This window comes from Curtobacterium sp. MR_MD2014 (genome assembly GCF_000772085.1).
In the GTDB taxonomy this organism is placed as follows: Bacteria; Actinomycetota; Actinomycetes; order Actinomycetales; family Microbacteriaceae; genus Curtobacterium.
This window is the reverse complement of the sequence record NZ_CP009755.1, coordinates 3,105,259-3,118,278: the sequence shown is the minus strand read 5'-3', so window position 1 is coordinate 3,118,278 and position 13,020 is coordinate 3,105,259. Positions and strand designations below refer to the sequence as shown.

The window sequence follows — 13,020 nt, the reverse complement described above, 5'->3', positions numbered from 1 at the left end:
CGCTCCCCCGCTATCCGCGCAACGCCTCCACGGCCTTGTCGATCCGGCGCTGCCGCGTCTCCGGGGCCTTCGCCGCGAGCACCGGGTCCACGAGTGCCCGCTGCCGTGACGCCGACAGGGTCTCGTACGCCGCACGGACCCCGGCCGCGTCGAACGCCGCCGCCAGGTCGGAGGGCAACTCGACGGTGCGCGGCAGGGTGTCGAGCTCGAGTGTGACCTCGACGGTGTCCCCGGCGCCGATCCCCGCTGCGGTGCGGTGCGCCTCCGACAGCGGCACGAGCAACTGCCCGCCCATCACCCCGACCGTGGACCGGTAGGTGTAGCCGCCGTCGATCGTGACCACCACGGCAGGGCGCTTCCCGGAGCCGAGGGCGTCGATGACCTCCTCGGGGACGGGCAGGCCGGTGGCCGTCTTCCTCGCCTGCAGGACCGTCGTCGTGAACTGCACCCGTGCCTCCCGGCTGTCCGCGCTCGTGACCGCACCCGCGCGGCCGACGCGACCGACGCGACCGACGCGACCGTGCGTCGTACCGGTCGAGCGCAGGACGCGCGACCGGACGTCGAGCCCGCCGCGACCACCCTCGCCGGGGACCGTCCCCGGCAGCGAAACCGTACAGCCGTACCCGCTGTTCCGCCACCGTTCACCGCCGCAGCACGACCCCGAAACCGGGCGCGTCCACGATCGTGCCGAACCCGGACCCCCGGACACCCGAATCCCCACAGCACCCGGAAGGCACACCCCGTGCAGCACACCCGCACCCTGGCCGGCATCGCCCTGGCCGCAGCAGCAGTCGTCACCCTGGCCGGTTGCTCGGCGACGAGCAGCGCGTCGACGTCGAGCGACACCGACTGGAAGACCGCCACGAGCGCCGAGTCGGCCGGCGGAATGGACGCCCTCATCAAGGCCGCGAAGGCCGAGGGGCAGCTCAACGTCATCGCCCTCCCGCCGACGTGGGCGAACTACGGCAAGATCATCGACGGCTTCGAGCAGAAGTACGACATCAAGATCAACTCGGCCAACCCGAACGGCTCCAGCGCCGACGAGGTCGCCGCCGTCAAGTCGCAGCAGGGCCAGTCGACGGCCCCCGACGTGCTCGACCTCGGCAACGCCGTGATGCAGCAGAACCTCGACCTGCTCACCGACTACAAGGTGGCGAACTGGTCGGACATCCCGGACACGCTCAAGGACGCGGACGGCAAGTGGACCCGCGACTACACGGGCCTCATGTCGATCGGGTACGACTCGTCGAAGATCACGGACGCCCCGAAGGACCTGGACGACCTGCTCGGCAGCGAGTACAAGGGCAAGGTCTCGATCGCGGGCGACCCGACGCAGGCGAACCAGGCGGCGTCCGCGGTGTACCTCGCCGCGCTCGAGAACGGCGGGTCGGCGGACGACATCACGAAGGGCGTCGACTACTTCGGCAAGCTGCAGCAGGCCGGCAACTTCCAGAACGTGCTGCCCACGCAGGCGACGGTCGCCTCGGGGGAGACGCCCGTCGTGATCCAGTGGTCGTACAACAACCTCGCCTGGGGCCCGGCGGCCGGGTCGAGCGGCAACCAGGACTGGAAGACGGTCGTCCCCGAGGGGCAGGCGCTCGGCTCGTACTACTCGCAGGCGATCAACAAGGACGCGCCGCACCCCGCGGCGGCACGCCTGTGGCAGGAGTACATCGCGAGCCCCGACGCCCAGAACCTGTACCTGCAGGCCGGCGCCTTCCCGTCGACCCTCGCGGCGATGGAGCAGTCGGGCAAGGTCGACGAGGACGCCCTGCGGGCCGCAGGCGGGATGCCGAAGGACTACGTCGAGCTGACCGACGCGCAGGTCACGGATGCAGCGAAGGTCCTCGCCGCGAAGTGGTCCGCCACGATGGGGTCCTGAGCAGCATGACGACCGCATCGGCGCCGGGCGGCAGCGCGTTCGCCCCGGGCGCGAGCAAGGGCACAGGCACGGGCACGGGCACGGGTACGGGCACGGGCACGGGTACGGGCGCGGGTACGGGCGCGGGCACGGCAGTCCCGGTCCCCGCCGCCACCAGCGCGGCAGCGGCCCCCGTCGCGTCGTCCGGCGCCGATGCGGATGCGGCCACCGCCGCCCGTCGCACCGGGACCCGGGCCCGCCGCCGCCCCGGCCTCGCCTGGCTCGGCCTCACCCCGTTCGCCGCGTACGTCCTGCTCTTCCTGGCCGTCCCCGCCTCGATCGCGGTCGGCAGCGGGTTCTCCACCGGCGACGGGCGGTTCACGCTCGCGAACCTCGCAGCGCTCCGTGACCCGTCCGTCCTCCGCGCATTCGCCGGCTCGTTCGGCCTGTCCGCGGTCTCGGCCGTGATCGGCGCCGTCGTCGGTGCCCTGGTCTGCTGGGCGCTCGCCGCGCTCCGGCCCGACGGGCTCGTCCGCTCGATGATCGACTCCGCCGCCAGCGTCCTCGCACAGTTCGGCGGCGTGATGCTCGCGTTCGCGTTCATCGCCACGATCGGCGCGCAGGGACTGGTCACCACCTGGCTGGTGTCGGCCTTCGGTCTCGACCTCAACGCGAACGGGACCCTCCTGTACACCGTCCCCGGTCTCGTGATCCCGTACGTCTACTTCCAGGTGCCGCTCATGGTCCTCACGTTCATGCCCGCCCTCGAGGGCGTCAAGCCCCAGTGGGGCGAGGCCGCCGCCACCCTCGGCGCCTCGCGCGCGACCTCATGGCGGCGCATCGCCCTGCCCGTGCTCGCGCCGGCGTTCTGGGGGTCGCTGCTCCTGCTCTTCGCGAACGCGTTCTCGTCGTTCGCCACCGCGGCGGCACTCATCTCGCAGGGCGGCATCGTGCCGCTGACGATCCGCGCGCAGCTCACCAGCGAGACGATCATCGGTCTGCAGAACGTCGCGGGTGTGCTCGCCCTCGGCATGGTCGTGGTCATGGCGGTCGTGATGGGCGCCTACTCGCTGCTCCAGCGTCGCGCTGCGCGGTGGCAGCGGTGACCGCCGTCCCCTCGGTCCGCCCCGTGGCTGCCGCATCCCGGCCTGGAGGCCCCACCCGCATCGGCCGCTTCGGCGTCGCTCCGTCCCGGGGCACCGCCGTCGCCGTGCTCGCCCTGGTCGGACTCGTCGTCGCCGCGCCGCTGGTCGCCCTGGCACAGTTCACGTTCCGCCAGGGCACCGACGGGGCGCTCACGTTCGACCACTACGCCGCGATCGTCGAACCGGCGAACGCGTCCACGTACCAGCCGGTGTTCGACGGCCTCGCGGCGTCCCTGCTCATCGCCGTGATCACCGTCGCGATCGTGCTGCTCGTGCTGCTGCCCGCCCAGATCGTCACCGCGCTCCGCTACCCCCGCCTGCGCCGCGTGCTCGAGTTCGTCTGCCTGGTGCCGATCACCGTGCCCGTCGTCGTGCTCGTCGTCGGCTTCATCCCCGTGTACCAGGTCGTCGCGCAGGTGTTCGGCTCCGGCGCGTGGACCCTGGCCTTCGCGATCGGCATCGTGTCGCTGCCGTTCGCGTTCCGCCCGATCGCCGCGGCGCTGACCTCGGTCGACGTCACGGTGCTGTCCGAGGCCGCTCGCTCGCTCGGCGCCTCGTGGTGGACCGTGACGTGGCGGATCCTGCTGCCGAACCTCCGCCGCGGCATCACCGCCGCGTGCTTCCTGACCGTCACGGTCGTCCTCGGCGAGTACACCCTCGCCTCGTTCCTGTCCCGCACCACGTTCCAGACCGCGCTCGTGCTCGTGCAGCAGACCGACCCGTACGTGGCCGCGATCTTCTCGCTCGCCGCACTGCTGTTCGGTTTCGTGCTGCTCGTCGTCATCGGCCGGGTCGGCGCGGGCCGCCGGCGCACCCCGAAGGAGTCCACATGACCGTCACCGCTCCCGTCGCCCCGGCGTCGCTGTCCACCGAGGGGGCGACCGTCGAGCTCGAGGCGGTCGAGAAGCACTACGGCTCCCACCGTGCGCTCGCCGGCCTGTCGCTCCGCATCGAGCCCGGCGAGTTCGTCTCGCTGCTCGGGCCGTCCGGCTGCGGCAAGACCACCGCGCTGCGTGCGCTCGCCGGTCTCGAGGCGATCGACGCCGGCGCGATCCGCATCGACGGGGTGGACGTCGCCGCGGTGCCGGTCGAGCGGCGCGACATCGGCATGGTGTTCCAGCAGTACTCGCTCTTCCCGCACATGACGGTGCGGCAGAACGTGTCGTTCGGCCTCGAGATGCGGAAGGTCGCCGCCCCAGCACGCCGCGAGCGCGTCATCGAAGCGCTCGACATGGTGCACCTCGCCGGCCTCGCCGACCGGTTCCCGCACCAGCTCTCCGGCGGGCAGCAGCAGCGGGTCGCCCTCGCCCGTGCCCTCGTCACCCGCCCGCGCGTGCTCCTGCTCGACGAGCCGCTGTCCGCGCTCGACGCGAAGGTGCGGGTGTCCCTGCGTGACGAGATCCGCCGCATCCAGAGCGACCTCGGCATCACGACCGTCTTCGTCACCCACGACCAGGAGGAGGCACTCGCCGTCTCCGACCGCATCGCGGTGATGAACGCCGGCGGCATCGAGCAGGTCGGGACGCCCGAGGAGCTCTACCGACACCCCGTCTCGGCGTTCACCGCGGACTTCGTCGGGCAGTCGAACCGCCTGCGTGGCGACCTGCGCAGCGGCGACGTGTTCGTCTACGGCTTCCGCGTCCCGGCGCTCGCAGCGGACACCGCGGACGGTCCGGTGCTCGCCTACGTCCGCCCCGAGGACGTCGCCTTCGCCGCCGAGGGCGTCACCGGCACCGTCGTCACGTCGAGTTTCCTCGGGTCGATCCGGCGCACGACGGTCCGGCTCGATGACGACACGGTCGTGACGGTGCAGCACGAGGTCGGCGACCGCCGCGTGGCCGGTGACGCCGTGGCCCTGCGACTGCTCGGCGCCCCGGCCGCGGTCGCCCCGCTCGCGTAGCGGCCGCGCCGGCCGCGCCGAGCCGAGCCGCCCCGAGCGTTCCGCGGAAGCGACAGTCTGCTGCGAACCGTTGGCGACGATCTGTCGCCTTCGCGGGGGTGAAGGCGACCCGGTTTCGATCGGGAGGCGCGGGGCGGGCCCGCCCCGCGCCTCCCGGCCCGCGAGTCCTCGCGACTGTGATTGACTCCCCGGACATCTCCTGGTCATGGATGTGGAACATCAGTGCGGGAGTCTCTCCTCACTGAACCGAGGAAGTACTGATGGGTTGCAAGATCGGGCTGTTGATCGCGAGCGTCGTCGTGGTCGCAGGGGCGGTGGTGCCTGTTGCACAGGCGCACGCGGAGCCGAACCCCGTGCGTGAGGCGAAGCAGCTGTTGCAGACGACGGACTTCGACTCGGTGCTGCGACAGCTGCGGGCTGCAGACCTCGTCGAGTCCGAACGGGACGACCCGGACGGGCACCACACGGTCATCACGCTCGGCGACGGACTCGAACTCGACGTCCTGCGGTCGAAGGGCGATGCTCGCCTGGGCGGAGGCTACGACGCTGGAGGGCACTACGTGACGTTCAACCAGTACGACCAGAACCTGCTGTACAACGGAGCTGGCTTCGTGCTCGGTGCCGCGATCTGCGCGATCTCCGCAGTCGGCCAGCTCGCTTGCCTCGCCGTGCAGGCGATCATCGCAGTCGGCGCCGCCTACCTCGCGACGATCAAGGGGACGTGCAAGAACAACAAGCAGCTGAAGGTCTACTTCTCGAACAACCACGCTGCGCGTACGGGGTGCGTGTGAGCCCTCGTCGAGCTCGTGTCGTCACCCTCGTCCTGGTCGGGTCCGCGGCGGTCGTGATCCTGACAGCGGCACAGACGGCCACGGACGTGCCGTGGCTCGTCGTCGCGATCCGGATCAGCATCGGGATCGTGTCGGTGCTCGTCGGATGCGGGCTCGTCCGGCTGCGGCCTCGCGGCGTGTCACGGGACCGGCACGGGTCCCGGCATCAGGGTCGCGGTCGCTAGGCAAACGCGCCCTGGTCGGCGGCGGGTCAGCGCTCGAAGCGCGCGGCCGGCTCGTCGGACAGGCCCGCCCGAACCCGCTCCAGCATGTCCGCGGACATCTCCGGCAGGGCGTCGAGCCGCGCCCAGAACGCCTCGGTGTTCTCGCCGTCCGCGGGGGCGGGCGTGCCGGACACGTACCGGCACGCGAAGACCAGGTCGAGGTACTGCGCCCGGTCACCGTTCGGGTAGGTCATCTCGGGCAGGACGTGCACCCAGGTCAGGCGCTCGGCGACCGCGACGACGTCGGCCTCCTCGAGGACCTCGCGCTCGGCGGCGACCGCGGGTTCCTCACCCGGGTCGACGATCCCCGTCACCGGCGTCAGCGCGCCGTTGTCCGCGCGCCGGACGACGAGCAGTTCGCGGTCGGGGCCCTCGCCGCGCGTGACGACGGCGGTGATGCCCGTCATCCACAGCGGATCGTTGCCGACCTTCTCGCGCAGGGACAGGACGAAGTCAGGGGTGGGCATGCCCCCACGTTACCGAGCACCCCTGTCGGCGACTGGTCATGACCAGTAGGGTGAGGGCGTGGAGATCATCATCCTGTCGACGCCGGCCGAGGTCGGTCGTGTCGCTGCCGCCAAGATCGCCTCGGTCGTGGCCGAGAAGCCGTCCGCCGTCGTGGGTCTCGCCACCGGGTCGAGCCCGCAGGGCATCTACGCCGACCTGCGTCGTCGGGTCGAGGCGGGCGAGGTGTCCTTCGCCGCGGCCCGCGGGTTCGCCCTCGACGAGTACGTCGGGATCCCGCTCGAGCACCCGGAGTCGTACGCGTCGGTGATCCAGCGCGACGTCGTGGAGCCGCTCGGGTTCGACCCCTCGCGGGTGCGGGTGCCGGACGGCCGCGCGACGGACCTGGCGTTCGCGGCGAAGGAGTACGACGCTGCGATCCGGGCCGCCGGCGGGGTCGACGTGCAGATCCTCGGGATCGGGGCGAACGGGCACATCGGGTTCAACGAGCCGACGTCGTCGTTCGCGTCCCGCACCCGCATCAAGACCCTCGCACCGTCCACGCGCGAGGCCAACGCCCGCTTCTTCGACTCGCTCGATCAGGTGCCGACGCACTGCATGACGCAGGGGCTCGGCACGATCCTCGAGGCGCGTGAGCTCGTCCTCGTCGCGCAGGGCTCGGCGAAGGCCGACGCCGTGGCCGCCGCGGTCGAGGGGCCGCTGTCGTCGTTCGTGCCCGGGTCGGCGTTGCAGCTGCACGAGCACGCGACCGTCGTGGTGGACGAGGAGGCCGCAGCCGGGCTCCGTCTGGCGGACTACTACCGGTACACGTACGCCAACAAGCCGGAGTGGCAGCGCTTCGAGTGACGCCTGCCGAGCGGGGTCAGCGGGCGGACGCCAGGCGCGCGAGCCCCTCGCGCAGGGTCTCCTCGGAGCACCCGAAGTTGAGCCGGGCGTGGCCGATGCCCGGCTGCCCGAAGTCGCGACCGTTCGTCAGCGCGACCTTCGCCCGGTCGACCAGCTGCAGTGCGGGGTCGTCGCCCCACGGCAGGGCGCGCAGGTCGAGCCAGGCCAGGTAGGACGCCTGCGGCTGCCGGTACCCAGCACCGGGCAGGGCCGAGCCGAGCTCCTCGGCGAGCACACGGCGGTTGCCGGCCAGCTCGGCGAGCAGCGACGCGAGCCACGGCTCACCGTCCCGGAAGGCGGCGATGCTCGCGGTGTACCCGAGGATCCCGGTGCGCTCGACGACCTCGACGGGCAGCCCGTCGAACCAGCCGCGCGCCCGCTCGGACGCCCCGACCATCAGCGCGCACTTCGTCCCGGCCAGGTTCCACGCCTTGCTCGCGCTCGTCAGGGCGACGCCGTGCTCGACCGCCTCGGGTCCGCAGGTGAGGAACGGCGTGAACACCGCGTCCGCGTGCACGAGCGGCGCGTGGATCTCGTCGGAGACGACGACGGCGTCCCACTCCGCGGCGAGCCGGGCGAGTGCCACCAGGTCGTCGCGGGCGTGCACGAGCCCGAGGGGGTTGTGCGGGTTGCAGAGCAGCACCGTCCGGGCGCCGCCGGCGAAGGCGCGCTCGACCCCGGCGAGGTCCATCCGCCACCCGGCCGTGGTGTCGAACGGGTCGGGTTCGCCGTCCGGGGCGAGCAGCGGCACCTCGGCCACGGTGCCGCCGGCCTCGCGGACGTACTCCCAGAACGGCGGGTAGACGGGCGGCATGACGACGACCTGGTCGCCGGGGTCGATGACCCGCCGGAGCACCTCGACCGCCGCGACCGACACGTCCGTCGTGGTCCGGACGAGGTCGGGGTCGACGTCCCATCCCCACCGGCGGTCGGCGAAGTCGGCGAAGACCTCGGGCAGCACCCGGGTGTGCCCGACGTACCCGGTGTCCCCGGTGCGGACGGCGCGCTCGAGTGCCTCGCGCACCGGCTCGGCGGGGACCGAGTCCATCTCGGCGACGAACATCGGCAGGACCTCGGGCGGGTACGCGGTGTACTTCTCGCTCGTGCGGGTGCGCTGCGCATCGAACACCGAGATCATGACGCTCATGCGGCCATCCTGACAGCGCCGGTCGCGGACGTCACGCGACCGACGTGCCGAGCAGCTCCTCGGACAGCTCCCACACGCGTCGGGCGTCCTCGGCACTGCGCAGTGGCTTCCACAGCGGCGTCCGTCCGGGCGCTCCGCCGACACCGCCGGCACCCGTCGGACCCACGAACCCGCCGTCCCGCACGGCCGGGTCGGTGGCTGCGACGAGCGCCGGCAACCCGGCGGTCCTCGGGGTCCCGACGAGCAGGCCCCGAGCGGACAACCAGCGGATCACCCGGACCTGCGGGGTGTCGCCGCTCCGACCGAGCTCCGGGCGCGCGGCGAGCAGGCTCGTCGGCGCGACCCCGGGGTGCGCGAGGTTGCTCGTGATGCCCCATCCGCGGTCGGCGCTCCGTCGGGCGAGCTCGAGCCCGAACAGGCCGAACGCGATCTTCGACTGCCGGTACGCGCGCATCCCGTCGTAGCTCCGCTCCCAGTTCGGGTCCTCCCAGTGCACGGCGCCGCTGCGCGCGACGATGCTGATCTGCGACGTGACGTGGCCGCGCGCCGAACGGAGCAGCGGCAGGAGTCCGCGGACGAGTGCGACGTGTCCGAGGTGGTTCGTGCCGAGCTGCAGCTCGAAGCCGTCGGCCGTGGTCTGCCGCTCGGGTGGGGTCATGACCCCGGCGTTGCCCACGAGCAGGCCGACCGGCTGACCGGCAGACCGCATCGACTCCGCGAACGCGTCCACCGAGGCGAGGGACGACAGGTCCATCGCGCCGAGCTGCACGTCGGCGTCCGGGTGCTCGCGGAGCACCCGGATGCGTGCGGCCTCGCCCTTGCTCGGGTTGCGCACGGGGAGCACGACCGTGGCGCCGGCGCCCGCGAGTGCCGTCGCGATGCCCAGGCCGATGCCGTCGCTCGCACCGGTGACGACGGCGCGGGTGCCGTCCAGTCGCGGCAGGGTGATGTCGATGGGTCGTGTCGGCACGGTGGTCTCCTCGGGATCGTCGCCCGTCGTCGGGCTGGTGCCAGCCTGCGTCGGCGACCGGACCGCAACCAGGACCTGACGGACCGTGGCTGCGGAGGACGCGGACCGGCGAGGATGGGCCAGTGATCGATCGACCGGCGCTCGGCGCCTTCCTCCGCGGACGCCGGGAGGCCCTGCAACCGTCCGACGTCGGTCTCCCGCCAGGACAGCGGCGCCGGACCTCCGGGCTGCGCCGCGAGGAGGTCGCGGCGGTCTGCCACATGTCCCCGGACTACTACGCCCGGCTCGAACGGGGCACCGGTCCGCAGCCCTCCGAGCAGATGGTCGCCGCGATCGCGCAGGGGCTCCACCTGAGCCGGGCGGAACGCGACCACGTCTTCCGCCTCGCCGGGCACCGACCGCCGGAGTCCGGCGCGGGCTCGGACCACGTGGGCCCGGGCATGATGCGCATCTTCGACCGCCTGGTGGACACGCCGGCCGAGGTCGTCACGGAACTCGGCGAGACGCTCCTGCAGACGCCGCTCGCCGCCGCACTGTTCGGGGACGCGAGCCAGCGGCAGGGGTCGTCGCGCTCGATCGGCTGGCGCTGGTTCACCGAACCGGGTGCGCGGGACCTCTTCCCGCCGGAGGACCGCGACACCACCGCGCGGCTGTACGTGTCGTCACTGCGTGAGGTCGCGACCCGGCGCGGTCCCGGGTCCCGGGCAGCGCGGCTCGCGGACGAGCTCCTGCAACGCTCCGACGAGTTCCGGACGCTGTGGGACCGGCAGGAGGTCGGCCTCGTCCCGGGGACCGTCAAGCGCTACGACCACCCGGAGGTCGGCCGACTCGAGCTGCACTGCCAGGTGCTCCTCGACCCGGAGCAGGCGCACGTGCTGCTCGTCTACACCGCCGTCCCCGGGACCGAGAGCCACGACCGACTCCGGCTGCTGTCCGTCGTCGCGGCCTGACACCGTCGCCGGATCGTGACCACCCGTCCGCGATCGATCGGTGACGATGGACGCATGCGTCGGGGGACGAGGGGACTCGCCACGGCGTCGGCCGTGCTGGTGCTCGTGACGACCGGCTGCGCCGGCATCGGGCCGACGGCGTGCACGGCGATCGGTCGGACTGACACCGTCGCCGTCGAGGTCCCGGGTTCGGCGGACCCGGCGTCCGGCGTCGCGGGCGTCGTCGTCTGCCAGGGCCCGGACTGCACGCCCAGGGTGCCGCCCGAACCAGCCGTGCCGACCGCCCCTGGGGAAGCCACACCGGGCGCGCCAGCGGTCGGGACACTGCCGGACGGCACGGCGCCGACGGCAGTGCTCCCCATGGTCGAACGCGACGGGGACGTGTGGTCCGTGCCGACCTCGCCGGACACCGCGGGGCGCGGGCACGTGGCGGTCCTCGGCGCGGACGGCCGGGTGCTCGTCGAGCGCGGCGTCCACTTCACGTGGGTGCGGCACGGCGGGTCCGAGCAGTGCGGTGGGCCCTCGACCGCCGAGGTCGTCGTCCGGCTGCCCTGACCGTCGGGCATCCGTGACCCACCCGACTCCCGAACTCGACCGGTAGAAGTGGGGGACCGCATCCGACGCACGAAGGAGTGCCCCATGCCGGACCGCCACGGACCGCTCGACCCGGAGTCGCTCCCGGAGCCGGTCGACGTCAGCGACAACACCGAGGCGCTGCGTGCCGTGCACGAGGTCGTCGCCGCCGGACCCTTCGACGCGACGTGGGATTCCCTGGCGGCCTACGAGCCTCCACGCTGGTACGAGGACGCGAAGTTCGGGGTCTTCCTGCACTGGGGCGTGTACTCCGTCCCGGCGTTCGGCAACGAGTGGTACTCCCGCGAGATGTACCGGCAGGGCACCGACGCGTACGAGCACCACCTCGCGACGCACGGCGAGCACCGCGACTTCGGGTACAAGGACTTCATCCCGTCGTTCACGATGGAGCACTTCGACCCGGCCGCGTGGGCAGCGCTGTTCCGTCGTGCGGGTGCGCAGTTCGTCGTGCCCGTCGCTGAGCACCACGACGGGTTCGCGATGTACGACACGGACCGGTCCCGCTGGAGTGCCGCACGGATGGGGCCACGGCGCGACGTCTTCGGCGACCTCTCCCGAGCGGTCGACGAGGCCTGGATGGTCCGCGGTGCCTCGTCGCACCGTGCCGAGCACTGGTTCTTCATGAACGGCGGTGCCCGGTTCGACTCCGACGTGCTCGACCCGCGGTGGTCGGACTTCTACGGTCCCGCGCAGCGTGAGGAGACGGCTCCGAACGAGCGGTTCCTCGAGGACTGGCTCCTGCGCACCGTCGAGGTCATCGAGAAGTACCGGCCGCAGGTGCTCTGGTTCGACTGGTGGATCGAGCAACCGGCGTTCGCCCCGGTGCTGCAGACCCTCGCCGCGTACTACTACAACCGGGCGGCCGAGTGGGGACGCGAGGTCGTCATCAACTACAAGTGGGGAGCCTTCGCGCCCGGCACCGCGGTCTACGACATCGAGCGCGGAGCCGTGGCGGGCACCGAGCCGACCGTGTGGCAGAACGACACGTCGGTGTCCCGGACCTCCTGGTGCTGGGTCGAGGGGCACGAGTACAAGAGCGTGCGCGAACTCGTCGCCGAGCTCGTCGACGTCGTCGCGAAGCGCGGGGTCCTGCTGCTCAACGTCGGCCCGAAGCCGGACGGCACGATCCCGGTCGAGGAGCAGCGCCTGCTCGAGGGCATCGGGCACTGGCTCGGCCTGCACGGCGAGGCGATCTACGGCACCCGGCCCTGGACCGTACCGTCCGAGGGACCGACCGCGGTGACCGCCGGGTCGTTCGTCGACGCTGCCGCTCCGGCGTACACGGCGGAAGACGTCCGGTACACCGTGCGGCACGATGTCACGGGCGACTCCCTCTACGCGGTCCTGCTCGCCCGGCCCGACGACGGCGTCGTACGACTGCGGTCGCTCGGGTCGGCGTCGGCGCTCCTCACCCGCACGATCAGCGACGTCGCGGTGCTCGGCTCCGGGACCGTCACGCGGTGGGACCGGACCCCGGACGCCCTCGAGGTGGAGGTCAGCGGCTCCACGACCGAGGACAGCGGACCCGTGCTGCGGATCCGCTTCGCGCCGGAGCAGGAGCAGCCCCGTCAGGACTTCCTGCACCAGTGACCGTCCGGCGGGAGCGCGCGGACGAGGTCACGCGCTGGCGGTGTCGGGGTGCATCCAGAACGGCGACCAGTGGTACCCGTCCGGGTCGTCGAACTGCCGCTGGTACATGAACGGGTACTCGTCGGTGTCCCCGATCCGCCCGCCGGCAGCGCGGGCCCGCTCGACCAGCTCGTCGACGGCCTGTCGGCTGTCGAGGTCGAACGAGAGCGTGACCTTCGACGGGGTGCCCGGTCCACCCACCAGGTCCTCCGTGCCGCCGACGCTCGCGTAGGCCTCTCGGCTGCTGAGCATCAGGTACTGGTCGGTCCCGAACACGACGCACGCGACGTCGTCCCGCGACATCCGCGGGTCGATGGTCCACCCGAGGGCCCTGTAGAACGCGGTGGCGCGCTCGACGCTCTCGACCGGGCAGGAGACGTAGAGCGCCATGCGGAGATGGTCCCGCCGCGCGCCGCCCGG

At 72.4% G+C, this 13,020-nt stretch carries 14 protein-coding genes; 9 read left to right on the top strand and 5 right to left on the bottom strand.

The annotated features are described in order from the left end of the window. Positions 1 to 10: 10 nt before the first annotated feature. A complete protein-coding gene (locus NI26_RS14430; RefSeq protein ID WP_066658757.1) occupies positions 11 to 448 on the bottom strand; it encodes a YdeI/OmpD-associated family protein in 438 nt (145 codons plus the stop codon). A 294-nt stretch (positions 449 to 742) separates the two neighbouring features. On the opposite strand from NI26_RS14430, the gene NI26_RS14425 reads away from it, so the two are divergent. From NI26_RS14425 to NI26_RS14405, 5 genes are all read left to right on the top strand, one after another. Further along, a complete protein-coding gene (locus tag NI26_RS14425; protein ID WP_066656808.1) occupies positions 743 to 1,882 on the top strand; it encodes an ABC transporter substrate-binding protein in 1,140 nt (379 codons plus the stop codon). A gap of 5 nt (positions 1,883 to 1,887) precedes the next feature. Beyond that, positions 1,888 to 2,967: an ABC transporter permease gene (locus tag NI26_RS14420; protein ID WP_081985336.1), complete on the top strand. Its 1,080-nt coding sequence runs from the start codon at positions 1,888 to 1,890 to the stop codon at positions 2,965 to 2,967. A gap of 23 nt (positions 2,968 to 2,990) precedes the next feature. Next, positions 2,991 to 3,839 carry an ABC transporter permease gene (locus NI26_RS14415; protein WP_235426388.1) on the top strand — a complete coding sequence of 283 codons (849 nt, stop codon included), beginning with the start codon at positions 2,991 to 2,993 and terminating at the stop codon, positions 3,837 to 3,839. Continuing rightward, the gene (locus tag NI26_RS14410; RefSeq protein WP_066656806.1) at positions 3,836 to 4,906 is read left to right on the top strand and encodes an ABC transporter ATP-binding protein; all 1,071 of its coding nucleotides are present in this window, start codon (positions 3,836 to 3,838) and stop codon (positions 4,904 to 4,906) included. Before NI26_RS14415 ends, NI26_RS14410 begins: the two co-directional genes overlap by 4 nt. A 260-nt stretch (positions 4,907 to 5,166) precedes the next feature. After that, on the top strand, positions 5,167 to 5,697 hold the full coding sequence (locus NI26_RS14405) for a hypothetical protein (protein ID WP_066656799.1): 531 nt from the start codon (positions 5,167 to 5,169) through the stop codon (positions 5,695 to 5,697). A gap of 250 nt (positions 5,698 to 5,947) precedes the next feature. On the opposite strand, the gene NI26_RS14395 is transcribed toward NI26_RS14405, so the two are convergent. Continuing rightward, a complete protein-coding gene (locus tag NI26_RS14395; protein ID WP_066656787.1) occupies positions 5,948 to 6,427 on the bottom strand; it encodes an NUDIX hydrolase in 480 nt (159 codons plus the stop codon). 58 nt (positions 6,428 to 6,485) lie between these two features. Between NI26_RS14395 and nagB the strand changes: the two genes are divergently transcribed. Further along, positions 6,486 to 7,271, top strand: coding sequence for a glucosamine-6-phosphate deaminase (gene nagB, locus NI26_RS14390; protein WP_066656784.1), 786 nt, complete (start codon positions 6,486 to 6,488; stop codon positions 7,269 to 7,271). A 16-nt stretch (positions 7,272 to 7,287) separates the two neighbouring features. Here the strand turns inward: nagB and NI26_RS14385 are convergent, their stop codons facing one another. Next, positions 7,288 to 8,457: a MalY/PatB family protein gene (locus NI26_RS14385; RefSeq protein ID WP_066656782.1), complete on the bottom strand. Its 1,170-nt coding sequence runs from the start codon at positions 8,455 to 8,457 to the stop codon at positions 7,288 to 7,290. A 31-nt stretch (positions 8,458 to 8,488) separates the two neighbouring features. After that, positions 8,489 to 9,427: an SDR family oxidoreductase gene (locus NI26_RS14380; protein ID WP_066656779.1), complete on the bottom strand. Its 939-nt coding sequence runs from the start codon at positions 9,425 to 9,427 to the stop codon at positions 8,489 to 8,491. 122 nt (positions 9,428 to 9,549) lie between these two features. On the opposite strand from NI26_RS14380, the gene NI26_RS14375 reads away from it, so the two are divergent. From NI26_RS14375 to NI26_RS14365, 3 genes are all read left to right on the top strand, one after another. After that, positions 9,550 to 10,377 carry a helix-turn-helix transcriptional regulator gene (locus tag NI26_RS14375; protein ID WP_066656777.1) on the top strand — a complete coding sequence of 276 codons (828 nt, stop codon included), beginning with the start codon at positions 9,550 to 9,552 and terminating at the stop codon, positions 10,375 to 10,377. Positions 10,378 to 10,431: 54 nt separating this feature from the next. Next, on the top strand, positions 10,432 to 10,932 hold the full coding sequence (locus NI26_RS14370) for a hypothetical protein (protein ID WP_066656775.1): 501 nt from the start codon (positions 10,432 to 10,434) through the stop codon (positions 10,930 to 10,932). Positions 10,933 to 11,016: 84 nt separating this feature from the next. Continuing rightward, positions 11,017 to 12,561, top strand: coding sequence for an alpha-L-fucosidase (locus tag NI26_RS14365; RefSeq protein WP_066656772.1), 1,545 nt, complete (start codon positions 11,017 to 11,019; stop codon positions 12,559 to 12,561). Between the two features lie 27 nt (positions 12,562 to 12,588). On the opposite strand, the gene NI26_RS14360 is transcribed toward NI26_RS14365, so the two are convergent. After that, positions 12,589 to 12,990 carry a VOC family protein gene (locus NI26_RS14360; RefSeq protein WP_066656770.1) on the bottom strand — a complete coding sequence of 134 codons (402 nt, stop codon included), beginning with the start codon at positions 12,988 to 12,990 and terminating at the stop codon, positions 12,589 to 12,591. Positions 12,991 to 13,020 lie beyond the last annotated feature (30 nt).

Coding starts and splice junctions, on each gene's coding strand:
- NI26_RS14420 (WP_081985336.1), top strand. CDS start 1,888: ATGACGACCGCATCGGCGCCGGGCGGCAGCGCGTTCGCCCCGGGCGCG.
- NI26_RS14410 (WP_066656806.1), top strand. CDS start 3,836: ATGACCGTCACCGCTCCCGTCGCCCCGGCGTCGCTGTCCACCGAGGGG.
- NI26_RS14405 (WP_066656799.1), top strand. CDS start 5,167: ATGGGTTGCAAGATCGGGCTGTTGATCGCGAGCGTCGTCGTGGTCGCA.
- NI26_RS14395 (WP_066656787.1), bottom strand. CDS start 6,427: ATGCCCACCCCTGACTTCGTCCTGTCCCTGCGCGAGAAGGTCGGCAAC.
- NI26_RS14385 (WP_066656782.1), bottom strand. CDS start 8,457: ATGAGCGTCATGATCTCGGTGTTCGATGCGCAGCGCACCCGCACGAGC.
- NI26_RS14370 (WP_066656775.1), top strand. CDS start 10,432: ATGCGTCGGGGGACGAGGGGACTCGCCACGGCGTCGGCCGTGCTGGTG.
- NI26_RS14365 (WP_066656772.1), top strand. CDS start 11,017: ATGCCGGACCGCCACGGACCGCTCGACCCGGAGTCGCTCCCGGAGCCG.
- NI26_RS14360 (WP_066656770.1), bottom strand. CDS start 12,990: ATGGCGCTCTACGTCTCCTGCCCGGTCGAGAGCGTCGAGCGCGCCACC.